This window comes from Achromobacter sp. MYb9 (assembly GCF_002975275.1).
Classification (GTDB): Bacteria; Pseudomonadota; Gammaproteobacteria; order Burkholderiales; family Burkholderiaceae_B; genus Achromobacter.
In genome coordinates this window covers 681,142-705,935 of sequence record NZ_PCOQ01000001.1, presented here as the reverse complement: position 1 = coordinate 705,935, position 24,794 = coordinate 681,142, and the positions used below count along the sequence as shown (strand labels likewise).

23 protein-coding genes and 1 riboswitch are annotated in these 24,794 nt (G+C 66.6%); of the genes, 12 read left to right on the top strand and 11 right to left on the bottom strand.

From position 1 onward, the window contains the following. The first annotated feature begins 58 nt into the window (after positions 1 to 58). The 5 genes from CQ050_RS03230 to CQ050_RS03210 all read left to right on the top strand — a co-directional run bounded on the left by CQ050_RS03230 (position 59) and on the right by CQ050_RS03210 (position 5,538). Complete coding sequence (locus CQ050_RS03230; RefSeq protein WP_006226445.1) at positions 59 to 760, top strand: response regulator; 702 nt, start codon at positions 59 to 61, stop codon at positions 758 to 760. Then, positions 760 to 2,340 carry an ATP-binding protein gene (locus CQ050_RS03225; protein WP_105555359.1) on the top strand — a complete coding sequence of 527 codons (1,581 nt, stop codon included), beginning with the start codon at positions 760 to 762 and terminating at the stop codon, positions 2,338 to 2,340. Before CQ050_RS03230 ends, CQ050_RS03225 begins: the two co-directional genes overlap by 1 nt. A 71-nt stretch (positions 2,341 to 2,411) precedes the next feature. Continuing rightward, positions 2,412 to 3,482 (top strand): Holliday junction branch migration DNA helicase RuvB, encoded by a 1,071-nt coding sequence (ruvB, locus tag CQ050_RS03220; protein ID WP_105555358.1) that lies wholly within the window; start codon positions 2,412 to 2,414, stop codon positions 3,480 to 3,482. Positions 3,483 to 3,560: 78 nt separating this feature from the next. Next, positions 3,561 to 4,526: a threo-3-hydroxy-L-aspartate ammonia-lyase gene (locus CQ050_RS03215; RefSeq protein ID WP_105555357.1), complete on the top strand. Its 966-nt coding sequence runs from the start codon at positions 3,561 to 3,563 to the stop codon at positions 4,524 to 4,526. A gap of 103 nt (positions 4,527 to 4,629) precedes the next feature. Then, positions 4,630 to 5,538, top strand: a complete 909-nt coding sequence (locus CQ050_RS03210) for a complex I NDUFA9 subunit family protein (RefSeq protein ID WP_105555356.1) — start codon at positions 4,630 to 4,632, stop codon at positions 5,536 to 5,538. On the opposite strand, the gene ruvA is transcribed toward CQ050_RS03210, so the two are convergent. From ruvA to CQ050_RS03180, 6 genes are all read right to left on the bottom strand, one after another. After that, positions 5,539 to 6,111, bottom strand: a complete 573-nt coding sequence (gene ruvA / locus CQ050_RS03205; protein ID WP_105555355.1) for a Holliday junction branch migration protein RuvA — start codon at positions 6,109 to 6,111, stop codon at positions 5,539 to 5,541. 86 nt (positions 6,112 to 6,197) lie between these two features. Continuing rightward, the gene (ruvC, locus tag CQ050_RS03200; RefSeq protein ID WP_105555354.1) at positions 6,198 to 6,746 is read right to left on the bottom strand and encodes a crossover junction endodeoxyribonuclease RuvC; all 549 of its coding nucleotides are present in this window, start codon (positions 6,744 to 6,746) and stop codon (positions 6,198 to 6,200) included. Then, the gene (gene purH / locus CQ050_RS03195; RefSeq protein WP_105555353.1) at positions 6,746 to 8,335 is read right to left on the bottom strand and encodes a bifunctional phosphoribosylaminoimidazolecarboxamide formyltransferase/IMP cyclohydrolase; all 1,590 of its coding nucleotides are present in this window, start codon (positions 8,333 to 8,335) and stop codon (positions 6,746 to 6,748) included. The genes ruvC and purH overlap by 1 nt, the downstream gene beginning before the upstream one ends. 103 nt (positions 8,336 to 8,438) lie before the next feature. Then, positions 8,439 to 8,678, bottom strand: coding sequence for a helix-turn-helix domain-containing protein (locus CQ050_RS03190; RefSeq protein ID WP_006217670.1), 240 nt, complete (start codon positions 8,676 to 8,678; stop codon positions 8,439 to 8,441). Between the two features lie 36 nt (positions 8,679 to 8,714). Then, positions 8,715 to 9,740 (bottom strand): tRNA dihydrouridine synthase DusB, encoded by a 1,026-nt coding sequence (dusB, locus tag CQ050_RS03185; protein WP_199196730.1) that lies wholly within the window; start codon positions 9,738 to 9,740, stop codon positions 8,715 to 8,717. 116 nt (positions 9,741 to 9,856) lie between these two features. Then, positions 9,857 to 11,026 carry a UbiH/UbiF/VisC/COQ6 family ubiquinone biosynthesis hydroxylase gene (locus CQ050_RS03180; RefSeq protein ID WP_105555351.1) on the bottom strand — a complete coding sequence of 390 codons (1,170 nt, stop codon included), beginning with the start codon at positions 11,024 to 11,026 and terminating at the stop codon, positions 9,857 to 9,859. A gap of 79 nt (positions 11,027 to 11,105) precedes the next feature. Between CQ050_RS03180 and CQ050_RS03175 the strand changes: the two genes are divergently transcribed. Next, positions 11,106 to 11,570: a hypothetical protein gene (locus tag CQ050_RS03175; protein WP_105555580.1), complete on the top strand. Its 465-nt coding sequence runs from the start codon at positions 11,106 to 11,108 to the stop codon at positions 11,568 to 11,570. A 6-nt stretch (positions 11,571 to 11,576) separates the two neighbouring features. Here CQ050_RS03175 and CQ050_RS03170 read toward each other — a convergent pair whose 3' ends face one another. Continuing rightward, entirely contained in the window at positions 11,577 to 12,920 is a 1,344-nt protein-coding gene (locus CQ050_RS03170; protein WP_105555350.1) for an aminopeptidase P N-terminal domain-containing protein, read from the bottom strand. 142 nt (positions 12,921 to 13,062) lie between these two features. Continuing rightward, positions 13,063 to 13,219, top strand: a riboswitch (yybP-ykoY riboswitch). 79 nt (positions 13,220 to 13,298) lie between these two features. On the opposite strand from CQ050_RS03170, the gene CQ050_RS03165 reads away from it, so the two are divergent. The 5 genes from CQ050_RS03165 to CQ050_RS03145 all read left to right on the top strand — a co-directional run bounded on the left by CQ050_RS03165 (position 13,299) and on the right by CQ050_RS03145 (position 20,440). After that, the gene (locus tag CQ050_RS03165; RefSeq protein WP_105555349.1) at positions 13,299 to 14,303 is read left to right on the top strand and encodes a sodium:calcium antiporter; all 1,005 of its coding nucleotides are present in this window, start codon (positions 13,299 to 13,301) and stop codon (positions 14,301 to 14,303) included. A gap of 461 nt (positions 14,304 to 14,764) precedes the next feature. Next, positions 14,765 to 15,100, top strand: coding sequence for a hypothetical protein (locus CQ050_RS03160; RefSeq protein WP_105555348.1), 336 nt, complete (start codon positions 14,765 to 14,767; stop codon positions 15,098 to 15,100). A 414-nt stretch (positions 15,101 to 15,514) separates the two neighbouring features. After that, entirely contained in the window at positions 15,515 to 18,322 is a 2,808-nt protein-coding gene (gene mgtA, locus CQ050_RS03155) for a magnesium-translocating P-type ATPase (RefSeq protein ID WP_105555347.1), read from the top strand. A 48-nt stretch (positions 18,323 to 18,370) separates the two neighbouring features. Beyond that, positions 18,371 to 19,474 (top strand): porin, encoded by a 1,104-nt coding sequence (locus CQ050_RS03150; protein ID WP_105555346.1) that lies wholly within the window; start codon positions 18,371 to 18,373, stop codon positions 19,472 to 19,474. A gap of 93 nt (positions 19,475 to 19,567) precedes the next feature. Next, positions 19,568 to 20,440 (top strand): cytochrome c oxidase assembly protein, encoded by an 873-nt coding sequence (locus CQ050_RS03145; RefSeq protein WP_105555345.1) that lies wholly within the window; start codon positions 19,568 to 19,570, stop codon positions 20,438 to 20,440. An 18-nt stretch (positions 20,441 to 20,458) separates the two neighbouring features. Here CQ050_RS03145 and galU read toward each other — a convergent pair whose 3' ends face one another. Next, positions 20,459 to 21,310: a UTP--glucose-1-phosphate uridylyltransferase GalU gene (gene galU, locus CQ050_RS03140; protein WP_105555344.1), complete on the bottom strand. Its 852-nt coding sequence runs from the start codon at positions 21,308 to 21,310 to the stop codon at positions 20,459 to 20,461. A gap of 57 nt (positions 21,311 to 21,367) precedes the next feature. On the opposite strand from galU, the gene CQ050_RS03135 reads away from it, so the two are divergent. Next, a complete protein-coding gene (locus CQ050_RS03135; protein ID WP_199196718.1) occupies positions 21,368 to 22,891 on the top strand; it encodes a M48 family metalloprotease in 1,524 nt (507 codons plus the stop codon). A 43-nt stretch (positions 22,892 to 22,934) separates the two neighbouring features. Here the strand turns inward: CQ050_RS03135 and CQ050_RS03130 are convergent, their stop codons facing one another. Genes CQ050_RS03130 through CQ050_RS03120 form a run of 3 tightly spaced genes read right to left on the bottom strand, consistent with a single transcriptional unit; the run spans position 22,935 to position 24,728 of the window. Then, entirely contained in the window at positions 22,935 to 24,035 is a 1,101-nt protein-coding gene (locus CQ050_RS03130; protein ID WP_105555343.1) for a YheT family hydrolase, read from the bottom strand. 17 nt (positions 24,036 to 24,052) lie between these two features. After that, positions 24,053 to 24,475: a nuclear transport factor 2 family protein gene (locus tag CQ050_RS03125; RefSeq protein WP_105555342.1), complete on the bottom strand. Its 423-nt coding sequence runs from the start codon at positions 24,473 to 24,475 to the stop codon at positions 24,053 to 24,055. Between the two features lie 34 nt (positions 24,476 to 24,509). Then, on the bottom strand, positions 24,510 to 24,728 hold the full coding sequence (locus CQ050_RS03120; protein WP_105555341.1) for a zinc-finger domain-containing protein: 219 nt from the start codon (positions 24,726 to 24,728) through the stop codon (positions 24,510 to 24,512). Positions 24,729 to 24,794: the final 66 nt, after the last annotated feature.

Here is a 24,794-nt window from a genome sequence, read left to right as displayed (position 1 = left end):
ATTTCAGTTGATTTCTTCCCTCTTGCGGCCAGACGCGGCGCGCCTCACTATGGCATCCATGGACAATCCTCACACCAAGCTGCTGGTCGTCGACGACGATCCGGCGTTACGGCAACTGCTGGCCGACTACCTGAATCGCCACGGCTACGACACATTGCTGGCGCCGGACGCGACCGATCTGTCGTCCCGCATCACCCGCTACGCGCCCGATCTGCTCGTGCTGGACCGCATGTTGCCCGGCGGCGACGGCGCCGACGCTTGCCGCCGCTTGCGCGAACAAGGCGAGGACATCCCCGTCATTCTCCTGACCGCCCGCGACGAAGCCGTGGACCGCATCATCGGCCTGGAAGCCGGCGCCGACGACTATGTCGGCAAACCGTTCGATCCGCGCGAACTGCTGGCCCGCATCGAGGCCGTGCTGCGCCGCAAGCGCGGCCCATCGGCGCTGACCAAGGACGCGCCGGTCACGTTCGGCCCCTTCCTGTTCGATCCGTCCTCGCGCCAGTTGTCGCGCGAAGGCACCGTGGTGAAGTTGACCGGGGGCGAAATCAACCTGCTTGAAGCCCTGGTGCGCAACGCCGGCAAGCCGCTGTCGCGCGAGCGCCTTCTGGCGCTGGCCCGCGACGACGACGCCGGCGAACGCAACGACCGCGCCATCGACATCGCCATCCTGCGTCTGCGCCGCGTCATCGAAGACGATCCCAAGCAGCCGCGCTGGATCCAGACCGTCTGGGGCATTGGCTACCGGTTTTCGCCCTGATGCGCTTTTCCCTCGGTTTCCTGGTGCCGCGTTCGCTGCGGGCGCGCCTGATCCTGCTGATCCTGGGTTCCGTGCTGCTGACGCAGGCGGCCACGCTGGTGACGGTGTCGTACTTCCGGCACAAGTTCATGGAAGACGTGGCGATAGGCTACATCGTCACCACGATCCGTACCCTGCGCGCCGCCGTGTCCGAGGTTCCCGCCGAAGACCGCGCCGAATTCGTGCGCACGGCGTCGCAGAACCAATGGCGGCTATGGTCGCGCGTGCTGCCGGCCGAGGCCAAGCTGCAACGGTTCAACGGCCGCCGCCCGCCGCCTCGCGTGGCGCCACGTCCTCCCCCTCCGCCGCCGCCACCTGCCGCCCAGCCCGGGGACGCCCCGCCGCCGCCGCCCGACGTCGGTGGCGACGACCGTGATGCCAGTGGCAACCGTGGCGACGGGCGCCGGGCGGAACCGCGCGACGCCGCCGAGCACGAGCGTGCCCGCGAAGAGCACATGCGCCGTTACAAGCCCGAGCCGGACGATATCCGCCGCGATCTGCGCGTGCTGGTGCAATTGCTGAACGAACGCCTGAACGATGGCACTCGCGTGGCGTTATCGCATGGGCCGGCGCCGGAAATCTTCATTTCGCTGGCGCCCAACTCCGCCAGCGAAGACGCGCCGCGCTTGCGTGAATGGCTGGTCATCCCGCTGGACCGCCTGGACCCGCCGGTAGCCACGCCCTTCATCGCGGCCTGGCTTGGCGGCCTGGGCCTGTTGCTGCTGCTGGCGGTGGGCTTCTCGTGGCACATCACGCGGCCCATCACCCGGCTGGCCGATGCCGCCGACCGGCTGGCTGCGGGGCAGCCGCAACGCGTGGAGCCCTCGGGGCCGCATGAAACCCGGGCGCTGGGCGTGCGCTTCAACGCCATGCTGGATGCGCTGGCCGAATCCGATTCGGTGCGCCGGACGCTGTTGTCCGGCTTGCCGCACGACCTGAAAGGACCTCTGTCGCGGATGTGGCTGCGGATCGAAATGGCCGACGATTCCAAGCTGAAGGAAGGCTTGCGCACCGATCTGCAAGACATGCAGCACATGGTCGACCAGTTCATCGGTTTCGTGCGCGGCACCGATCCCGCCGCGTACCGCTATGCGCCCATCGTGCTGTCAGACTGGCTGACCGAACGCGTTGGCGCCTGGCATGGCGCGGGCACGGACATCCACCTGAAGGCCGACGACGACGACGCGCCGCTGGTGGTGCAGGCGGACGCCGTGGCGTTGGGCCGGCTGCTGGACAATCTGATCGGCAATGCGTTGAACCATGGCGCGCCGCCGGTTGAGGTGAATCTGAGCCGGGAAGAGCGTCATGCGGTGCTGGATGTGGCCGACCATGGCACCGGTATCGTGCCCGAACGCCGCCAGGAGGCGCTGCGCCCCTTCAGCCGGCTGGACGACGCACGCACGCGTACCGGCAGCGTGGGCCTGGGCTTGGCGCTGGCCGAGGCCATTGCCCGCGCCCACGGCGGCTCGCTGGAATTGCGCCAGGCGGAATCCGGCGGACTGTGCGTGCGGGTGAAGCTGCCGCTGTCCGAAACCGCATAGGGCGGCGGGGCCCTCCGGGGCCCCGCATACGGTACGATGCATCCTGCTTCGTCCCTTGTCGTATCCGCACCATGGCCATTCAGTCCGATTCCCTTTCTTCCCGTCCCGACGCCCCCCGTATCGTGGCGCCGCAGCCGGTGTCGCCCAACGAGGAATCGATCGAACGCGCCTTGCGGCCCAAGGCGTTGCAGGAATACGTCGGCCAGCAGCGCGCCCGAGAGCAGCTCGAGATCTTCATCGCTGCCGCCCGCAAGCGCGGCGAGGCGCTGGACCACGTCCTGCTGTTCGGCCCGCCCGGCCTGGGCAAGACCACGCTGGCCCACATCATCGCGCACGAAATGGGCGTGCAGCTGCGCCAGACGTCGGGCCCCGTGCTGGAGCGCCCCGGCGATCTGGCCGCGCTGCTGACCAACCTGGAAAAGAACGATGTGCTGTTCATCGACGAAATCCACCGCTTGTCGCCCGTGGTCGAGGAAATCCTCTATCCGGCGCTGGAAGATTTCCAGATCGACATCCTGATCGGCGAAGGCCCCGCTGCGCGCAGCGTCAAGCTGGACCTGCAACCGTTCACGCTGGTGGGCGCCACCACGCGGGCGGGCATGTTGACCAACCCGCTGCGCGACCGCTTCGGCATCGTCTCGCGGCTGGAGTTCTATAACGCGGCCGACCTGGGCCACATCGTGACGCGCAGCGCCGGCCTGCTCAACGCCGCCATCACGCCGGACGGCGCGGCGGAAGTGGCGCGGCGCGCCCGCGGCACGCCCCGGATCGCCAACCGGCTGCTGCGCCGCGTGCGCGACTACGCCGAAGTCAAGGCCAGCGGCACCATCGACGCCGACGTCGCCGGCCGCGCGCTGGCCATGCTGGAAGTGGACCCCCAGGGCCTGGACCTGATGGACCGCAAGCTGCTGGAAGCCATCATCCACAAGTTCGACGGCGGGCCCGTGGGCGTGGACAGCCTGGCGGCCGCCATCGGCGAAGAGCGCGACACCATCGAAGACGTGATCGAGCCCTACCTGATCCAGCACGGCTACCTGCAACGCACACCGCGGGGGCGCACTGCCACGCTGACCACCTGGCGCCACTTGGGCTTGACCCCGCCCACCGGCGTCGCCACGGGCGGCGATCTGTTCGGCAAGTAGGCGCGGGGCGCGCAAACCGCGCGACGGGTTTATGATCCTGGGGTTTCGACATTCCTGCGATCAAAGGACCGGATTCCCATGCTGCCCGAATTGCCTACCTATGATGATGTCGTGCGCGCCAGCGAGCGCCTGGCCGGCAACGCACACCGCACGCCCGTCTTGACCTCGGCAACCGCCGACGCCATCAGCGGCGCATCGGTCTTCTTCAAGTGCGAGAACTTCCAGCGCATGGGCGCGTTCAAGTTCCGCGGCGGCTACAACGCCATCGCACGCCTGACGCCGGAACAGCGGGCCGCCGGGGTGGTGACCTTCTCGTCGGGCAATCATGCGCAGGCCATCGCGCTGGCGTCCAAATTGCAGGGCGTGTCCGCCACGATCATCATGCCGCTGGACGCCCCCGCGGCCAAGCGCGCGGCCACCGAAGGCTACGGCGGCAAGATCGTCACCTATGACCGCTACACCGAAGACCGCGAACAAATCGCTCTGCGCATCCAGGCGGAAACCGGCGCCACGCTGATTCCGCCCTACGACCACGAAGACGTGATCACGGGGCAGGGCACCGCGGCCAAGGAACTGTTCGAGGAAGTCGGCGAACTGGACTACCTGTTTGTCTGCCTGGGCGGCGGCGGCCTGCTGTCGGGATCTGCCCTGTCCGCGTTCGCGCTAAGCCCGGGCTGCCTGGTCTATGGCGTCGAGCCGGAAGCCGGCAACGATGGCCAGCAGTCCTTGCGCAAGGGTGAAATCGTCCGCATTCCCGCCCCCAAGACCCTGGCTGACGGCGCCGCCACGACCCACCTGGGCAACCTGACATTCCCGCTCATCCAGAAGCATGTGCGCGACATCGTCACGGTGACGGATGCGCAGCTGGTCACCACCATGAAGTTCTTCGCCGAACGCATGAAGATGGTGGTGGAACCCACCGGCTGCCTGGGCGCGGCCGCGGTCATGCAGAACGTCGTGCCGGTGCGCGGCGCGCGGGTTGGCGTCATCATCAGCGGCGGCAACGTCGACCTTCCGGCCTACGCCAGGTTGCTGGCTGCCTGATCTTCGCGGGCGGTCCGGGCGCCGGACCGCCGATGCGTGCTTGCGGTTGCAGCCTGCGCAGGGCAGAATCGGGACTCGATCCTGACGAACAGGAGGCTGCGGCATGCGTATCCTTGTCATCGGCGGCACCGGTTTCATCGGCCGTCACCTGATTGCCAGGCTGTCCGGCAGCCTGCATCAGATGATTGTGCCCACGCGTTTGCTGGCGCGGGGCAGCGAACTGCAAGTCTTTCCCACCGTCACGCTCGTCCAGACCGACATACACGATGACGCCTCGCTGGATGGCCTGGTGCGCGGATGCGATGCCGTCGTGAACCTGGTGGGCATCCTGCACGGCAATTCCGGCCAGCCGTACGGGTCTGATTTCGCGCGGGCTCACGTCCTGTTGCCGCAGCGTATTGCGCAGGCTTGCCGGCGCCAGGGCGTCCATCGCCTGCTGCACGTCAGCGCGCTGGGCGCCGATTCCCAGGGCGACAGCATGTATCAGCGCTCCAAGGGCGACGGCGAAGCCGCCATCAAGCACGAGTTCCAGGCCGCGTCGGAAGGCGGCTGGACCATCTTCCGTCCGTCGGTCCTATTCGGCCCGGACGACCAGTTCACCAATATGTTCGCCCAGCTGGCGCGCTGGCTGCCCGTGCTGCCGCTGGCGGGTGCGCATGTGCGCATGCAACCGGTGTATGTGGGCGATGTGGTCGAAGCGATGGTGTCCGCCTTGGGCGATACGCACACCTGCGGCAAGACGTATGAATTAGGCGGGCCGCAAATCTATACGTTGGGCGAAATCGCGCGGTTGTGCGCCGCCTGGAGCGGCCATCCGCGGCCGGTGATCAGCGTGCCGATGGGGCTGGGCCGCCTGCAGGCCCGGTTGTTCGAATGCCTGTCGGGCAAGCCCCTGATGTCGCGCGACAACCTGGATTCCCTGCGCCGCGACAACATCTGTACGGGCCCCATCGCGCCGGAACTGCACGTCGTGCCGACCGGCCTGGAGGCCGTCGCGCCCCGCTACCTGTGATCAGCGGGCCAGGGCCTTCAGCGCCTGCTTGATCCCATCCGACACGCCGACCCCCTCCGGCAACGTCTTCAACGCCGACAGCGATTCCTTTTCCGAATATCCCAGCGCCAGCAGCGCGTTGAGGATGTCCGATTGGTTGTCGGGCGTGGCATGCGAAGTCGCGCCGATGTCCGCGCCCAGCTTGCCGCGCATTTCCAGCAACAGGCGTTCAGCCGTCTTCTTGCCGATGCCGGGCACACGCGTCAGGCGGCCCGATTCCTGCAAGGTGATCGCCTGGGCCAGATCCGCCACCGACATGCCCGACAGCACCGACAGCGCGGTGCGCGCGCCAATGCCGCTGACCTTGATCAGTTCGCGAAAAGCGCTGCGCTCGCTGGCCGTGCCAAAGCCATACAGGATGTGCGCATCCTCGCGCACCGTCAGGTGCGTGTACAGCGTGACGCGCGCGCCGGTCTCCGGCAACGCGTACAGCGTGCTCATGGATACGTCGATGTCATAGCCCAGTCCGCCCACGTCCACGCAGATGGTCGGGGGCAGTTTTTCGATCAGGGTTCCGGTGATGCGTCCGATCATGGTGATGATGGCCTGGTAAGGGAAGGGCAGAAGAGGCGCGCGGAATGCGCGGCGAATGCGGGCATTCTATACGCGCCAAGGCACGTTCAGCCGATCAGCCGGCCGTTGCGGATGCGTGTCTTGCCGCTCATGCGCAGCGACGTGCCCAGGCGTTCCAGCTTGTCCTGCAACGGGCCGACGTGGGCGTGGCAAATGGCGCAGGCCAGCGCGTCGGCGGAGTCGGGCGCGGGCGTGCCGTCCAGTGCCAGCAGGTGCTGCACCATCATCTGCACCTGCTCCTTGGCGGCGCGCCCGGTGCCCACCACGGCTTTCTTGATCTGCAGCGCGGTGTACTCGTGCACGGCCAGCGAACTGTCGGCCAGCGCGCACAGCGCGGCGCCCCGGGCCTGGCCCAGCAGCAGGGTGGACGCCGGATTGGTATTCATGAAGACGATTTCAAGCGCGGCCACGTCGGGTTGCGTGTCGCGCGCCACCTGGCGCAGATTGTCCAGGATGACTTTCAGGCGTTCGGACAGCGTCAGCGCCGGCGGGACCACGATGGTCCCGCTGGCCACGTAACGCAGCCGCGAGCCTTCGGCATCGATCACACCGAAACCGGTGCGGCGCAAGCCGGGATCGATGCCGAGGACGCGCATCAGTGGCGGAAGTGACGGGTGCCAGTCAGCACCATGGCGATGCCATGTTCGTCGGCCGCGGCGATGACTTCGTCGTCGCGCATGCTGCCGCCGGGCTGGATCACGCAGGTCGCGCCCGCCGCCACCACCACGTCCAGGCCGTCGCGGAACGGGAAGAACGCGTCCGACGCCACGGCCGAGCCCTTCAGGGTCAGGCCGGCGTTTTCCGCCTTGATCGACGCGATACGGGCCGAGTCGATGCGGCTCATCTGGCCGGCGCCCACGCCGAGGGTCATGCCGCCGCCCACGAACACGATGGCGTTGGACTTGACGTACTTGGCGACCTTCCAGGCGAAGGCCAGGTCGTTCATTTCCTGTTCGGTCGGCTGGCGCTTGCTGACCACCTTGAGCGCATCGCGCGGCACGTTGTAGGCGTCCGGGCTCTGCACGAGCCAGCCGCCGCCCACGCGCTTGATGTCCATGGCGTTCTGGCCCACGCCCATCGGCACTTCCAGCACGCGCACGTTCTTCTTGGCGGCCAGGATGGCCAGTGCGGCGCCGTCATAGGCCGGGGCCAGCAGCACTTCCAGGAACTGGCCGCTGACGGCTTCGGCCGTGGCGGCGTCCACCGGGCGGTTGAAGGCGATGATGCCGCCGAAAGCGGAGGTCGGGTCGGTCTTGAATGCCTGCTGGTACGCGCCCAGGGTGTCGGCCGCCACGGCGACGCCGCAGGGGTTGGCATGCTTGACGATGACGCAGGCGGGCACGTCGAAGCTGCGCGCGCATTCCCACGCGGCGTCGGCGTCGGCGATGTTGTTGTAGGACAGTTCCTTGCCCTGCAGCTGGCGGTAGTTGCCCAGCAGGCCGGCCGGACGCTGCGCATCCACATAGAAGGCGGCGGTCTGGTGCGGGTTCTCGCCGTAACGCAGCGCTTGCTCCTGCTTGACCTGCAAGGTCAGCGTGCCGGGCCATTCGCTGCGAGCCGGAACCGCTTCCTGGGCCGGTTCGGCTTCGGTCAGGCTGGTCAGGTAGGCGGCGATGGCGCCGTCGTAGGCGGCGGTGTGGGCGTAGACCTTCGAGGCCAGCGCCAGGCGCAGGCCGTAGGAGGTGCTGCCGTTCTTGTCCATTTCGGACAACACGCGCGAATAGTCGACGGGATCGATCACGACCGTCACGCCGCCGGCTTCCGTGCCGTGGTTCTTGGCGGCGGCGCGCAGCATGGCCGGGCCGCCGATGTCGATGTTCTCGACCGCGTCGGCGAACGTGCAGTCCGGCTTGGCGACGGTTTCACGGAACGGATACAGATTGACCACCAGCATGTCGATGCGATCGATGCCTGCCGCCTTGATGGTGTCCATGTGTTCGGCGCTGTCGCGGCGGGCCAGCAGGCCGCCGTGGATCTTGGGGTGCAGCGTCTTGACGCGGCCATCCAGGATTTCCGGCGATCCGGTGTGGGCCGCCACTTCAGTGACGGTCAGGCCGGCGTCTGCCAGCAACTTGGCGGTGCCGCCGGTCGACAACAGGCGCACGCCACGCGCGGCCAGGGCGCGGGCAAATTCAACGATGCCGGTCTTGTCGGACACCGAAAGCAGGGCGGTTTCGATTTTCATGGTGGGGACGGGAGTCGGGCGGGGCGCCTTTCTCGTTCAGGTCGGGATGGGAAATCTGCGAAGGGGAGGACGGCGCCCGACAGGGGCCGCCCACGCGGAAAAGCTATACCTGGATATTGTGCGCCAGCAACTTCTTGCGCAAGGTGTTGCGGGTGATGCCCAGCATTTCGGATGCCCGCGACTGGTTGCCGCCCGAACGCTCCAGCGCCACTTCAAGCACCGGGCGCTCGACGCAGCGCATCACCATGTCCCACATATCGTGGGGCTCGGATTCACCCAAGTCTTCGAAATAGCGCTCAAGGCTGGCGCGCACGCATTCTTCCAGGACATCTTTCTTGCTCATTTGAGTACAGATATTTTTATGTTGGTGTTGAGGCGGTCATGCCGCCAGCAGGGCTTCTGCGACCGGCGCCGGGTGGGGCTCGCCGTCGCGCGAGATGATGTCGAACCAATCAGACACCGCCCGCCACTGGTCGCGGGTGTTGTCGATCAGGTTCATGCGGGCACAGAACGAATCCGCGCCCGGCAGGCCGTCCAGATACCAGCCGATATGCTTGCGCGCCGTGCGTACGCCGGTGTGCTCGCCATAGAACCGGTAATGGTCGTCGAGATGTTCGAGCAGCAGCTCGCGCATTTCCCCATAGGAGGGAGGGGCCAGTGTTTCGCCCGTGCGCAAATAGTGATCGATTTCGCGGAAGATCCAGGGACGGCCTTGTGCCGCCCGACCAATCATGACCGCGTCGGCGCCAGTGTAATCCAGGACGCGCCTGGCTTTTTCAGGTGAGTCGATATCCCCGTTTGCGATCACGGGAATGGTCAGCTCGGCCTTGACGGCGCGGATAGTGTCATATTCCGCCTCGCCCGTATAGAGGTCGGCGCGCGTGCGGCCGTGCAGGGTCAAGGCCGAGATGCCGGCATTTTCAGCCAGTTTGGCCACGCGCAAGGCGTTGCGGCTATCGCGGTCCCAGCCGGTGCGGGTCTTCAGCGTGACCGGCACGCCCAGTGGCGCGCAGGCGGACACGACGGCGTCCAGGATGCGGGCGATCAGGTCTTCATGGCGCAGCAGCGCGGATCCCGAGGCCACGTTGCAGACCTTTTTCACCGGGCATCCCATGTTGATGTCGATGATCCGGGCGCCCTTGCCGGCGTTGAACACCGCCGCTTCGGCCATCATGGCCGGGTCGGCGCCGGCGATCTGCACGGAAATGGGGGCGATCTCGCCGTCGTGGTTCAGACGGCGGGACGTTTTGACGCTATCCCACAGCTTGGGGTTGCTGGCAGCCATTTCCGACACGGCATAGCCCGCGCCCAACTTCTTGCAAAGTTGCCGGAAAGGGCGGTCCGTCACGCCCGCCATGGGCGCGACAAGAACATTGTTGGGAAGGGTCCATTGGCCTATGCGCATGGTCACATTTTAACCGGCTCGATCGAACCCCCGTTTTCGGCTGGCAACAGCTTGGTAACAAACGAAGGCGAAAGCCCGCGATTCCGTCCCCACGGTGGGGACGGAACGCCGCGGAATCAGGCGCGGAAACCCTGCAGCAGGTGTTGGGCCAGCGGCGCGCGCAGCGGCGAAGCAAGGTCCATCCCCAGCAAGGCCAGGCCGCAGGCGTGTTCGACCGGCGCCAGGCCGGTGGCGAACACCCGGGGCATCAGGTCGGTCAGGCCGGCGGTGATGACGCGGTCGACCTGGCGTGCCTGCGCGAATTCGGCCAGCAGGGCGGTGGGGCTGGCCTCGGGGCGAGCGAGCCACCCGGCCAGCGCCTGGGCCAGCCGGGCGGCGTCGCGCAGCCCCAGGTTCAGGCCCTGACCCGCGACGGGGTGCAGCGTCTGCGCGGCATTGCCGATGGCGGCCACGCGGCCTTGCACTTGCGCCCGCCGGGCAGCCAGCGCCAGGGGAAAGACATGGCGCGGGGCCTGGCTGGACAGCCGGCCCAGGCGATCGCCAAAAGCCGCCGACAGCGCTTTCGAGAACGCCGCATTGTCCAGCGCGGCCAGTTCGGCGGCGCGGTCCGGGGCGCTGCACCACACGACGGAGTACGCGTCCGGCGTCTGCGGGTGAGGCAGCAGCGCCAACGGCCCTTCGGCGGTGAAGCGTTCCCAGGCCCAGCCGCGACGCGGCAAGGTGGCGTGCGCGGTCGTCAGCACGGCGTGTTGGCCGTAGTCGCGGCGCAGGTCGGTCGCGCCCGCGCCATCGGACTGCACGGCCACCTGGCATCGCAGCGTCTCGCCGCCTTGCATGATGCGCACCCCGTCCGCGTCCTGGCTGCCCACCTGCGCGGCGGGGCCGGTCAGGACGGTGACGCCGCTGGCGGCCACGCACTCGTCCAGCTTGGCATGCAGCCCGGAATAGGCGACCACGCTGCCCAGCTGCGGCACGCCGAAGTCGGTGTTCTGGATCACGGTGCGGCCTAGCCGCCCGCGCTGCGAGACATGGATGTTGCGGATGTCGGCCGACCGCTCGGGCCACGCATGCAGCGATTCCAGCAGCACGCGGCTGCCATGGTTCATGGCCAGCACGCGGGGGTCGGCGGCGGGCACGGCCGCGGCGGGCATGGCCGGCGCGGGCGCCGCGCCCGCAAGCAGGGCGATGCGGGCCGGGTCCGGCGCCACGCGCGCGAGCATCAGGGCCAGCACGCGGCCCACGGGGCCGGCGCCAAGAATCGCTATGTCGAAGGCAGATGCAGTCATGTCCCGATTTTAACCGTCCACTACAATCCGGGACAGCCGACGCGGCGGGTCGCGCGGCCCACCTTCCCGGTTGATCGATATGACGCAGGTTCAGGTTTCCCCTCCGCTGTCCGCCGTATCCTCGCGCCGCCCGCGCGGCAAAGTCGCCGTGGGGCTGCTGGCCTGCCTGTTCGGGGCGTTTGGCGCCCATTGGTGGTATCTGGGCCGGCGCCACGCCTGGCTGGTCACCACGCTGTCGCTGGTCTGCCTGTTCTGCGCGTTCCGCTTCTATCCCGTCTGGTACGACAACCCCGCGTTCTTCCTGGTCTTCATCCCGATGATTGACGGGTTTATTGAAAGCGCGGTGTTCTCGCTGATGCCGGACGAAAAATTCGACCGTCTCTATAACCCGGGGCTGGGCCGCCTCTCGTCAACCGGATGGGGGCCCGTGCTGGTCGCCATCCTGGCGTGTCTGGTGGGCGCCATCGTCTCGATGTTCGCCATCGCCATGGTGGTGGTCTACGTCTGGGTGGCGATGGGCTGGCTGGACGGGCTGGTCCTGTAGGGCCGGCTATTCGCGCATCAACGCTTCGATCTCGCTGGCCTGTACCGGTACGCCGCGCGTGATCAGTTCGCAGCCTTCGTCCGTGACCAGCGCATCGTCCTCCGTGCGGATGCCGATATTCCAGTAACTTTCCGGCACGTCGTCGGCCGGCCGCACGTAGATGCCCGGCTCGATGGTCAGCATCATGCCGCGCTCGAGTTTGCGCCAGGGCCGGTCAGCGCCCTGGGCCGGGCCGGGTTGGCGGTAGTCGCCCACGTCATGGACGTCCAGGCCCAGCCAGTGGCCGGTGCGGTGCATGTAGAAACGGCTGTAGTCGCCGGATTCCAGCACGCCATCCAGCGAACCCTTCAATAGCTTCAGGTCCAGCATGCCCTGCGCCAGCACACGCAACGCGGCGTCATGGCCGTCGTTGAAGGTACGGCCGGGGGCAGTGGCCTGGGCCGCGGCTTCCTGCGCCGCCACGGTCAGGTCGTACAGCGCGCGCTGCGGGCCGCTATAGCGGCCGTTTACCGGAAAGGTGCGGGTGATGTCGCTGGCGTAGCTGTCGACCTCGCAGCCCGCGTCGATCAGCACCAGGTCGCCGTCGCGCAATACGGCTTCACCCGCCGGGTAATGCAGCACGCAGGCGTTGGCGCCGGCGGCGACGATGCTGTTGTAGGCGACGGCCTGGGCGCCGTGGCGGCGGAATTCATACAGCAGTTCGGCTTCCAGTTCGTACTCGCGCATGCCGGCGCGCGCGGCCCGCATGGCGCGCGCATGGGCGCCGGCCGAGATCTTGGCCGCGCGCCGCATCGCGGCGATTTCGGCCGGGTCCTTGATCAACCGCATGTCGGCGAGCAGCGGGCGGATGTCCTGCTGGCGCGAAGGCGGCGCATGGCCGGCGCGGCTGGCCTCGCGGGCCGCGGCCAGCCAGCGGTGCAGGCGCCCGTCACCGCGCTTGTCGCCGGCCAGCGGCGCGTAAAGGGTGGGATGGTCCAGCATCAGCTTGGGTACCAGCTCGTCCAGTGCGTCGAGTTCGTGGGCGTCATCGAAGCCGAAATAGGCCGCGGCGGCTTCGGGGCCGAAGCGCTTGCCTTCCCAGATCTCGTGTTCGACATGTCGCGGGCGGCAAAACAGCACGGCGCGGTCGGTGGCCCCCGCGATCAGTACCAGCCACGCCCCGGGTTCGGTGAACCCGGTGAGGTAGAAGAAATCGCTGTCGTGGCGATAGGGGTATTCGGCGTCCCGGTTGCGGATCGCTTCGGGCGCGGTCGCCAGGATGGCGATGCCGCCGCCGTCGGCGCGCATCTGCTCCATCAGGCGTTGGCGCCGAGCGGCGAAGGGGGCGATGTCGGCGGGAGGCAGGCTCATGGCAGGCAGGGGCGCGAACCCCGCGAAAGGTGGGAATGCGGCTTACTTTACCCCGCTATCGCGTGCAAACAACAGCGCATGCGGTTCCCGCGGCGCCCGCGCGGGATTCGCTGGACCGTCAGGAGCACGCTGCTACAATCGCCGCTCTGTCATTGGGGAGTAGCCATCCTTTGCCCCCAAAGGAGTTAGCGTCAACAGACTTGGTGGTTCAGGGCCGCGTAGCGGTTGCTGGAACCCCATGGCGCTAACGGTTTCCATGCAAGCGGCCCGCCCGCCGCATGGATCAGCCAGGCGAGACCTTTGGCCGCGTTGCGTTCACCCTAGCCGGGCGAGCCGCTGCGTCGCGCCATTGGTTTCTGCTCGTCCGGCTGCGTTCATATGTTGCTCACCCTGTTTCTGTTTTTCCTGTCCGCGGCAGTGATCTACTTCGCCTGCGAGTTCTTCGTCAACGGCGTCGAATGGGTCGGACATCGCTTCCATTTGGGCGCGACCGCGACCGGCACCGTGCTGGCCGCGTTCGGCACGGCGCTGCCGGAAAGCGCGGTCACGTTCATGGCGGTGGTGTTTGGCGACACCCCGGAACAGAAAGACATCGGCGTCGGCGCCGCCATGGGCGGTCCGCTGGTGCTGGCGACGCTGGCGTACGCCGTCGTGGGCATTGCCCTGTGGCGCGCGCGCCGGGGCCAGCCCGCGCAAGCCAACTGTATCAACGCGGACCAGCGCCGGCTGGCCCGCGACCAGGCCTGGTTCATGGGCATCTTCCTCTTCAAGGTGGGCTTGGGCCTGCTGGCCTTCGCATGGAAGCCCTGGCTGGGCATCCTGTTCCTGGCCACTTACGGCCTGTACATCAAGCGCGAACTGAGCCACGACGAGGAACGCACCGACAGCGAAGATCTGGAACCGCTGAAGCTGCGCCCCCGTGACGAAGACCCCACCATGTTCTGGGCGGCGTCGCAGACGATCCTGGCCCTGGTGGTCATCGCGGGCGCTTCGCACGTGTTCGTGAACCAGATCGAAGCGCTGGGCATATTCATGGGCGCGTCGCCCCATGTGGCCGCCTTGCTGCTGGCCCCGGTGGCCACCGAACTGCCTGAAATCATGAACGCGCTGATCTGGGTGCGCCAGGGCAAGGAACGCCTGGCGCTGGCCAACATTTCGGGCGCGATGATGATCCAGGCCACCATCCCCAGCGCGTTGGGCATCTTCATGACGCCGTGGCTGCTGGACGCCCCTTTGCTGGCCGCGGGGCTGTTCACGATGCTGTCGATCGGGCTGCTGTGGCTGCGCTTTCGCCGGTCGGAGATGAGCGTGCCGGCGCTGTCGGCGGTGGGCGGCTTCTATGCCCTGTTCGCGGCGTATCTGGGGTGGCATTTCTACGCCTGATCCCGGGCGGGATGGCGCTCTCGGCGCAGGCTTTGCGAAGCTTGCGCCGCTTTTGCATTTTTTTGCCCGTTATCCGCGCCTTTTCGCCGCATAAACCTTGTCCATCAGTGGAAACCCGCGTAAACTTCCGCTGTTATCCATCCCAGGAGCAGTCTTCGTGAATACCGATTCCGGCGAAAGTAGTCGATCTTGCATCGACCTCGCTGTCTGACAGGAAACACGCAGAACTCCATCTGCCGCATCCTGTCATGCAGGTTGCGGCGTATCCCAAGCCTTGGGTCTCTACCCAGGCAATAGCGCAGGCCTTCGGCTTGCCGGGAATCTCCCCAACGTAAACCGCCAGAACCGCCGCTTGTCGCAGCGCCTGCGTTCGTGCACGTCTTGTGCCCGCCCGTCATGCGCCGCGCGGGTGTGCACGCGTACTCGCGATCACGCTCCCCATTCTTGCAATGGAGGTCGTTATGCGTTTCTTCGACTTGTTCCTACGCCGCGCCGGCGTGGACCGCGCCACCGCCCTGGGCCGCCGCCGCGGCACCTCGCGCTTGACGGTCATCTGTCCGCGCGACGAACTGGGCGCCTTGCGCAAGCAGATCTGCCTTGACTTCAGCGCCGCCGGCCTGGATGTGTCGCAAGTGCAGGTCGACCAGGGTCACGACCCGAGCATGGCGTCGGCTTGCATCACGGTGAATTGCCCCCCGGAACTGCGGGCGGAATTGATGTCGCAAGCCCGCCGCCTGAGCGCCAACCCCGCCGTGCGTCACGTGCATTTCGGCGCGCAAGCCGCGTCGATGGCCTGACGCCAGCGCCCCATCCCAGGAGAGATCATGCCTAGTGCCTTAGACCCCGACCCTCGATCGCGCCATGTGCATGGCGCCGGCATGCCTGTCTGACCTGTCTCCTCACTGCGAGCCGACCGGCCGGACAGTCATTCCGGTTCCCACGGACTCCGCAGCAAAGAATCCCCGGCCTGGCCTTCAAACGCCAATGGCGCCGGCCTCGATTCCCTAGCTAGCCTCTTTCCGTTTTCCGCACCCGGCGCGACTTCGACGCGATCCGGACACCGGCAACATTGCCCCGGTGCCTGCGCACGCCTGTACGCGGCGGATTGACGGCCTTCCCGCGAAGGCCGCGGCCCGCTGCTGCCCGCGCGCAGCCCAAAGGGCAGGTTCGCCCGTGTCTCCGACAACAACACCAAAAACCGGAGCACTCCGATGTTTACCTTCCTGAAATCTTTTTTTTCGTCCGCTGCGGGCCGGCGGCGCGTCGGCCGCCACTTCCGTCGCTCTCCCATGCTGGAGCAAGGCGTTGATGCCGTGGCGGCATCGGCGGCTTCCGACTCGTCGCGACGCGCCAACCGCCGCATGCTTGATATGTCCCGCATGGGCATGGACGCCCTGTTCCTGCTGCTGGGCAGCGGCCGCGGCGGTCTGTCTGAAGCCCAGGCGCAGACGGCGCGCGAGCGCCACGGCGCCAATGAGGTGGACCATGAAAAGCCCTTGTCCTGGCCCGCGCATTTGTGGCTGTCGTACCGCAATCCGTTCAATCTGCTGCTGACCGCGCTGGCGGCCCTGTCGGGGCTGACCGATGTGTGGATGGCTGAACCGGACGAGCAGTCGTGGACGGCGGTCGTGATCATCGGATCCATGGTCGTCATTTCGACGCTGCTGCGCTTTGCGCAGGAACTCCGTTCGAACCGGGCGGCAGAGGCGTTGAAGGCCATGGTGCAGAACACCGCCACGGTGCTGCGCAGCGGCGCGGCAGCGCCTGCCGCGGACGACGGCCAGCGCCGCCCATACGGAGCGCCCTTGCATGAATCCGGCTCGCGCCAGAGGGAAGTGCCCCTGGCGGAACTGGTGCCGGGCGACGTGGTGCTGCTGTCCGCGGGCGACATGATTCCCGCCGATTGCCGCATTCTGAACGCCAAGGACCTCTTCATCGCGCAGGCCGCGCTGACCGGCGAATCGCTGCCGGTCGAAAAGCACGCTGTCCAGCGCGTCGAAACCGGCAATTCGCTGGAACTCGAAAACATGGCCTTCATGGGGACGAATGTGGTCAGCGGCTCGGGCAGCGCGATGGTCGTCGCCACGGGCAGCAACACCTATTTCGGCCAGCTGGCCGGGCGCGTCACGCAAGCCACCCGCGCGCCCACGCAATTCCAGCAAGGCATCAATCGGGTCAGTTGGGTGCTGATCCGGTTCATGTTGGTGATGGCGCCGATCGTCATGCTGATCAACGGCTTCACCAAGGGCGACTGGCTCGAGGCGCTGCTATTCGCATTGGCCATCGCGGTGGGGCTGACCCCCGAAATGCTGCCGATGATCGTCACCGCCACGCTGGCCAAGGGCGCCTTGCGCATGTCGCGCCGCAAAGTGGTCGTGAAACGGCTGGACGCCATCCAGAACCTGGGCGCGATGAACGTGTTGTGCACCGACAAGACCGGCACGCTGACGCAGGACCGCATCGTGTTGGAGCGCCACACCGACGTCTACGGCACCAGCAGCGACGACGTGCTGGCCTATGCCTATCTGAACAGCTACTACCAGACTGGTTTGAAGAACCTGCTGGACGTGGCCGTGTTGCAGCATGCCGAAGTGCAGCGCCGGCTGAACTTGGCGTCGCGCTACCGCAAGGTCGACGAGATCCCCTTCGACTTCTCGCGCCGCCGGATGTCCGTGGTGGTCAACGAGACCGAGAACGGCCGCGACCACCATGAACTGATCTGCAAGGGCGCGCTGGAGGAAATGCTGTCCGTTTGCACGCGGCTGCGGGTGGGCAGCGAGGTGCACCTGCTGACCGAATCGCGCCGCGCGGACATCCGCCGGGTGACGGCGGAACTGAACCGCGACGGCCTGCGGGTGATCGCGGTGGGCGTCAAGGAAATGCCACCCACGCAGCAGGTGTATGGCGTGGCCGATGAATCCGACCTCGTGCTGGTGGGCTATATCGCCTTCCTGGATCCTCCCAAGGAATCGACCGGTCCCGCGCTGGCGGCGCTGAAAGCCTCGGGCATCGAAGTGAAAGTGCTGACGGGCGACGTCGAACTGGTGACGCAGAAGGTCTGCCGTGAAGTGGATTTCGAGGTGCGCCGTGTCTACCTTGGCGCCGAGATCGAGGCGATGGACGACCTCCAACTGGCGACCGCGGTGCGCGAGGCCAATGTATTCGCGCGGCTGACGCCTGCGCACAAGGAGCGCATCGTGCGCAGCCTGCGCGCGCAGGGCAACACGGTGGGATTCATGGGGGACGGCATCAACGATGCGCCTGCCTTGCGTGCCGCCGACGTGGGCATTTCGGTGGATTCGGCGGTGGATATCTCGAAGGAGGCTGCCGACATCATCCTGCTGGAAAAAAGCCTGATGGTGCTGGAGGATGGGGTGATCGAAGGCCGCAAGACCTTCTGCAACATGCTCAAGTACCTGAAGATGACGGCCAGCTCGAATTTCGGCAATGTGTTTTCGGTATTGGTGGCCAGTGCCTTCCTGCCTTTCCTGCCGATGCTGCCCATTCATCTCTTGCTGCAGAATTTGATGTACGACATTTCCCAGACGGCGATCCCTTTCGACAATGTCGATGAGGAACTCCTGAAGCAGCCGCAGCAATGGGACCCCGATGGCCTGGGCCGCTTCATGGTGTTCTTCGGTCCGATCAGCTCGCTCTTCGACATCGCCACTTATGCGCTCATGTGGTACGTGTTCCAGGCCAACGCACCCGAGCACCAGACGCTGTTCCAGTCCGGGTGGTTCGTCGAAGGCCTGTTGTCGCAGACGCTGATCGTGCACATGATCCGCACGCGCCGGATTCCGTTCCTGCAAAGCCGGGCGGCGTGGCCGCTGATGGCGATGACGATGATGGTGGTGGCCATGGGCCTGGTCTTGCCGTTTTCGCCGTTGGCCGAGTACTTCCAGTTGCAGGCCCTGCCTTGGAGCTACTTCCCGTGGTTGGTCGGCATCTTGTTGGGCTACTGCGTGTTGACGCAATTGCTCAAGGGCATCTGGGTCCGCCGTTACGGCTGGCAGTAAGTCGGGAGACGCGGCGGGCGAAATGCCCGCCGCCATCGGGAGATCGCAATGAGATTCGCATTCTGTGCCGCGGCGGTGGCGGGCGGCTTGGGCGCGCCGCTGACGGCGCCGGCCGCCGAAGCGGGCGTTGGCGTGGACATGTACGGCATCGTGGATGCCGGCGTGGCCGTGACAAGCGTGTCGGGCCAAGGCAGCCAAAGCGGCGCGCTCAATGGCGGCCTGACGGATTCCCTATGGGGACTGCAGGGCGGCGAGAACCTTGGGGCGGGCTGGCGCAGCCGCTTCCAGCTGGAAAGCGGGTTTGACCCTTCCAACGGCAACGCCGCGGATGATGGCCGCCTGTTCAACTATGCGGCGTGGGTCGCCATTGGCCACGACAGCGTGGGTGAATTGCGGCTGGGGCGCCAGCACACGATCGGCCAGGCCTACGGCAGCGCATTGGAAATCGCCTCGTGGAAGGACATGGGCATGGGCGCCACCTTCAAGGCGTCCGACAACTTCCAATTGAGCGATATGGTCAACGTCACTTCGGCTGTCTGGAACGGCCTGCAGGCGGGCGTCGGGTATTCATTCGATACCGGTGACCAGGGCGCATTCCGCACCGGCCAGAACCCGCGCGCGCTCAGTCTGGGCGTGAAAGCCGAAAATGGCCCCTTGCTGGCCGTGGCCACGTGGGACCAACTGCGGCTGGCCCATGCGCCCGACGGCAGCGCCGGCCGGCCCCGGGCGGTGCAGTTGGGGGCCTCTTACGATTTCGAGGCGGTCAAGGTGTCGTTGGCGTGGTCACGCCAGAAAAACGGCTATGCGGGGTTGGACGGGGGCGATCCCGACAGCCTGGGGCTGGGCCTGGGGCCCGCGCCTTTTGTGCGGGGCGGCACGGTTGACGCGTGGCTCGCGGGCGTCAGCGTGCCCGCCGGCCCGGGCGCGGTCCTGGTGCAATGGTCGCTGGCGCGGCCGGACTGGCATTGGGATAACGGCATGACGGCGCGCAAGGCGCAGCTGGTGACGTTGGGTTATACCTATGGGTTGTCCGCGCGCACGACGCTATACGGCTTCGCCGGCTACGCGTCGAACTACACGCTGGACAACCAGTTCGACCCGGCCAATTCCCACACCACGCGTGTCGGAGCGGGCGTCTCGCACCATTTCTGATCCCGCCGGGGCATCGGAGCAAGGGCTGGCGCGGTCTACTACAATCGGCGGGATGGCGCATGGCGCCGGCCCGTCTTCCCCGATGTCTTCCGGATGGCCCGCATGGATAGTCTTGAATGGCTCATACCCTGGGAGTTCTCTCCCACGCTGGTCGCCTCCTTCGTGGTGGCGATCGTGCTGTTCGTGCGCGGCCAGCGGGTCCACCATGTGACGGGCGCGCGGCGCGTCTTCTTCTGGGCGGGCCTGGTGCTGCTGTACCTGTCGATGCATACGCGGGTGGACTATTACGCCGAGCGCATGTTCTTCATCCACCGCATCCAGCATCTGGTGCTGCATCACCTGGGGCCGCTGCTGGTGATGGCGGCTTTCCCGGGGCAGGTCATGCGGGCCGGGCTGCCGATGACCTGGCGCGTCCGCCTGCGGGATTTCCTGCGCACGGGCACGGGCCGGGCCACGGTCGCGGTGCTGACCAACAAGATCTTCGTGCCGGCGTTGTTCGTCTTCCTGGTGCTGGTCTGGCTGATCCCGTCGGTGCAGTTCTATTCCATGCTGGATTGGCGCCTGTATCGGCTGATGAACTGGTCGGTCGTGATCAGCGGCTTCATGTACTGGAACCTGATCCTTGACCGCCGCCCCGCGCCGCCCGCGGCCATGACGCCGGGCGGCCGGGTCATCTCACCCGTGCTGACGATGTTGCCGCAAATGGTGGCGGGCGCCGTCATCGCTTTCACTGAAAGCGATATCTATCCCTTGTTCGAGCTGTGTGGTCGCGCCATCGCGATGTCCGCCCAGACCGACCAGACCATCGGCGGCCTGACCATGTGGATACCGGCGGCGCTGGTCGAGGTGATCGGCCTGATGGTGGCGCTGGGAACCTTGATGCGCTTGTCCGCCAGGGGGCGCTTGCGCAAAGCCGACCGAGACGCCCGCGCACGTGCCAAGGCCCGCGAGGCGGCGTCCGCCTAGCGCGGACCCGCCGCAGGGTTATTCCGGCAGCAAACCGTGGTACTTCTTGCCCAGCGCCACGGTGGCCTGGAACATGCCTGCCTTGTTGCCGCAGTCGTAGCGCACGCCGTCGAAGCGGTGCGCGAACACGGCGCGCTCGCGCATCATCGAGGCAATGCCGTCGGTCAGCTGGATTTCGTTGCCGGCGCCCATCTTGGTGGAACGCAGGTGATCGAAGATGGCGGCTTCCAGCACGTAACGGCCCACCACGGCCAGGGTGGACGGCGCGGCGTCGGGTTCGGGCTTTTCAACAATATGCGTGACGCGCTCGGTGCGGGCGTCCAGCCGCGTGTCGCCCTCGCGCGTGGCCACGATGCCGTACTTGCGGGTGTCGGCGCGCGGCACATCTTGCACGCCCAGCACGCTGGCGTTCTGCGCGATGGCGATGTCCACCAACTGCTTCATGGCGGGCGTGTCGGCGTCGATCAGATCATCGGCCAGCAGCACGGCGAAGGGCTCGTCGCCCACGGCTGGCGCGGCCGACAGCACGGCGTGGCCCAGGCCCAGCGGAGCCGATTGCCGGATGTAGAGGCAATTCACGTGCGCGGGTAGAATGCCCCGCACCATTGCCAGCAGCTCGTGCTTGCCTTTGCTTTCAAGGTCGGATTCAAGCTCCGGCGCGGAGTCGAAGTGGTCTTCGATGGCGCGCTTGTTGCGGCCGGTCACAAAAATAAGGTCGGTGATGCCGGCGGCCACGGCCTCTTCAACGGCATATTGAATCAACGGCTTATCGACCACGGGCAGCATTTCCTTGGGCATCGCCTTGGTGGCGGGCAGGAAGCGGGTGCCCATGCCGGCGACAGGGAAAACGGCTTTACGGACGGGACGCATTGAGACCTCGTTTGGGGTATCGGTGAAACATTTTAAGCTCATCGCTATCATAGGCTTATGAACCGCAGGAAAATGCCATCCATTTGCTCTATTGCGAAACGGGGCGCGATTGCCGGACTATGCGCCGCCTTGCTCGCCCCCTCCATCCCCGTCGCCGCCTGGGCGCAGCCGGTAGGCCTGCCCACGATGGGCGCCGCGTCGGCGGCCGATCTTTCGCCCATGCTGGAACGCAGCCTGGGCGAAGCCATCATGTCGCAAGGCCGGCGCGATCCGACGTATGTCGACGACCCTGAACTCAGCCAGTACCTGACCACCATGGGCCGCAAGCTGGCGGCCTTTGCGCCCGGCGCGGTGCCGGAAGTGGAAATGTTCGGCGTGCGCGACCCTGAAATCAATGCGTTCGCCATGCCCGGCGGCTTTATTGGCATCAATACCGGCCTGATCGTCTCGTCGGGCAGCGAGTCCGAACTGGCCGCGGTGGTGGCGCACGAAATCGGCCACGTCGTGCAGCGCCACATCGCGCGCGGCATGACGCAACAAAGCCAGAACGGCATGCTGATGCTGGCCAGCCTGGCCGGCGCGCTGTTGGCGGCCCTGGCGGGCGGCGGCGGCAACCTGGCGATGGGCGTGGCGGCTTTCGGCCAGGCCGCGGCGATCAATCGCCAGCTGGGTTTTTCCCGCGACGCGGAACGCGAAGCCGACCGTGCCGGCTTCCAGATGCTGACCAAGGCCGGCTACGACGCCGAAGGCATGTCGCAAATGTTCTCGCGCCTGATGAACGCCTCGCGCCTGAACGAAGGGGCGGGCGGCGGGTCATGGGCCAGCACCCACCCGTTGTCCATCGAGCGCATGTCCGATGTGCAGAACCGCGTGCGCTCGACGCCACCGTCGCGTCATGTGGACTCTGATGACTTCTGGTACGTGCGCGCCAAGATGCGCGTGGTGCAGGGGCGCGACGCCGTCAGCCTGCGCTCGGCTGGCCAGCAATTGCAGGACGAGGCCCAGGCCCTGTCCGGTGTGCGCCAGTCCGCCGCGTATTACGGGCTGGCCTTGCAGGCTTTTCAGCGCAATAACCTGACCGAAGCCGACCGCTTGTGGAATCTGGCCACGGCGGGGGGGCGCAATTCCGCGCAGCTGGCCAAGCTAAGCGTGGATATCGCCCTGGCCCGCAAGGAATATCCGCGCGCGCTTGAACTGGCGCAGGCGGGCACCAAACGCTGGCCTGACCAGCGGGCGCTGGGCATCGCCTATGCGCAGGCGCTGCAAAGTAACGGCCGCCATGCCGACGCGCAGGATTATCTGCGCGCCAAGATCAAGCAGTGGGGTAGCGACGAGCCCGGCCTCTATCAGATGCTGGCGCAAAGCGAGGAACGCAACGGCAAACCGGTGCAGGCGCGGCGCGACCTGGCGCGCTTCTACCTCATGACCGGCGCCTTCGCGGCGGCGGAATCGCAGTTGCAGCAGGCGCGAGGCCTGTCCACCGACTTCTACGAGCAGTCGCAGATCGACGTGCAAATCAAGGAGGTGAAGGACAAGCTTGCCGAAGAGCGGCAGTTGCTGGAACGCTTCAAGTCGGGCTGACGCGGCAGACGCGGCGCCTCGGGGCGGGTTCCCCGGGGACGTCCTACAGACCGGTTTCGAAAAACCGGCCCAGGCGCTGCGGCAGCCAGTTCAGGTGCGCCGGGAAAGTGCCGGTGGGAAAGCCGGCATGCCCGCCGTCGCTGGGCTGGTGCAGCAAGATGACGGGCGCGCAATCTTCCGGCTTGGGCAGCGACGACGCCGGGATGAACGGGTCGTTGCGCGCGTTGAGCACCAGCGTCGGTACCGAGATCTTCGGCAGCCAGGGCTTGCTGGACGCGCGCGTCCAATAATCCAGGGCATTGCGAAAGCCATGCATCGGCGCGGTATAGGTGTCGTCGAACTCTCGCAGGTCGTGCGCGTGCGCAATGCGCATCACGTCGATGGCGCCGGGAAAGCGGTGCGCCTTCTCCAGCACTTTATGCTTGAGCGTTTTCAGGAAATGGGCCGAGTAGACGCGTCGGTTGAACACGCCGGTGGATAGCGTCTTGCCGCAGGCGACCAGATCCAACGGCACGGAAACGCCCGCTGCGGCCGTCAGCCAGCCGGTGTCTTCCTGGTGTTCGCCCAGATACTTGAGCAGGGCGTTGCCGCCCAGCGATACGCCCACGGCATGCCAGCGCGCATGCGGGATGCGGCTGCGCACCGTTTCCAGCAGGAAGCCCACTTCAGCGGAATCGCCCGAATAATAGGCGCGCGCCAGGCGGTTCGGTACGCCCGAGCAACCGCGGAAGTGCGCAATCACGACGATCCAGCCACGCGCGCGGAAATAGTGCGCGACGGATTGGGCGTAGCGGCTGTTGCTGCCGCCTTCCAGCCCGTGGAAGAGGATCAGCGCCGGCGTGTCGGGCGTTTGCGGCAGCGATTTCCAATCGGCGTCCGTCATCCACCGCGCCGCGGCGGTCTTGCCATTGGCAACCGGGCCTTGTCCGCTGACGGGCGCGCCGTCGGCGGCCTTGTGCGGGAACAGGCCCGGGCCGGTCCAGTCGAAGTCCACGAAATCGGTGTCCGGCGTCTCCACCCGGTCGCGCACGAACGCGATCCGGTGGTATTGCGCGAATACCGACGCGTAAACCGTCTGGGCATCGCCTCCGGGCAACCAGGAGGGAACGGGGCAGGGGGACGTATCTAGACGAGCAGCGGCCAACTAAAAATCCACCCGATTCAATGCAGCATGTCGGGTACGTCGTGCAAATCGAGCACCCCGGCTTCCGTGGGCGCCGACGACGAATGGTGCATGACCATGCGCCAGCCGGTGGGACCCTTGTGGTAGATGTTCGTGGCGTAGCAGTTTGCGAACTGCGTGCCTTCCCGCGTGCGCACCGCCACCTGTTCCACCAGCACGTGCACCGCGCACATCATGCTCAGCATGACCAGCGGGCGCAGCGGGCGGACGTGGAGGGGGCCGTTGGCCAGCACCTGCTGCCAGGACTCGTGCACCGCCGAGTGGCCGACGATGCGCAGCCCGCCCGGGTGGATGCAGACGACTTCCTCGTCGTCGGCCCACACCTGCATCAGGCGGACGGCGTCCCCCTGTTCCAGGGCTTCGTAGAACGCGTGTTCGGCTTCTTCAGGTGTGGCAAACATGGCTGCGTGTGACGGGTGGCGTTGTGCGACGGGCTTAGTGGTGGCCGTGCAGCACGGTACCGGCTTTCAGACGGTACTCGGCGCCGCAGTAGGCGCACTTGGCGGAGCCGGAACGGCCCACGTCCAGGAACACGCGGGGGTGCATGCTCCAGAGCGGCGCTTTCGGGCCGGGACAGAACACGGGCAGGTCTTCGGCGCCGACCTCAATGACTTCGTGAGCGTGGGGGACGGCGGCCGGGGCAGCAGCGGTCATGGATCTTCCTGAAAAAAAACCGATAAACGGCAGGTTGGGGCAATGATGCGGCCAAGTCGGAGACTC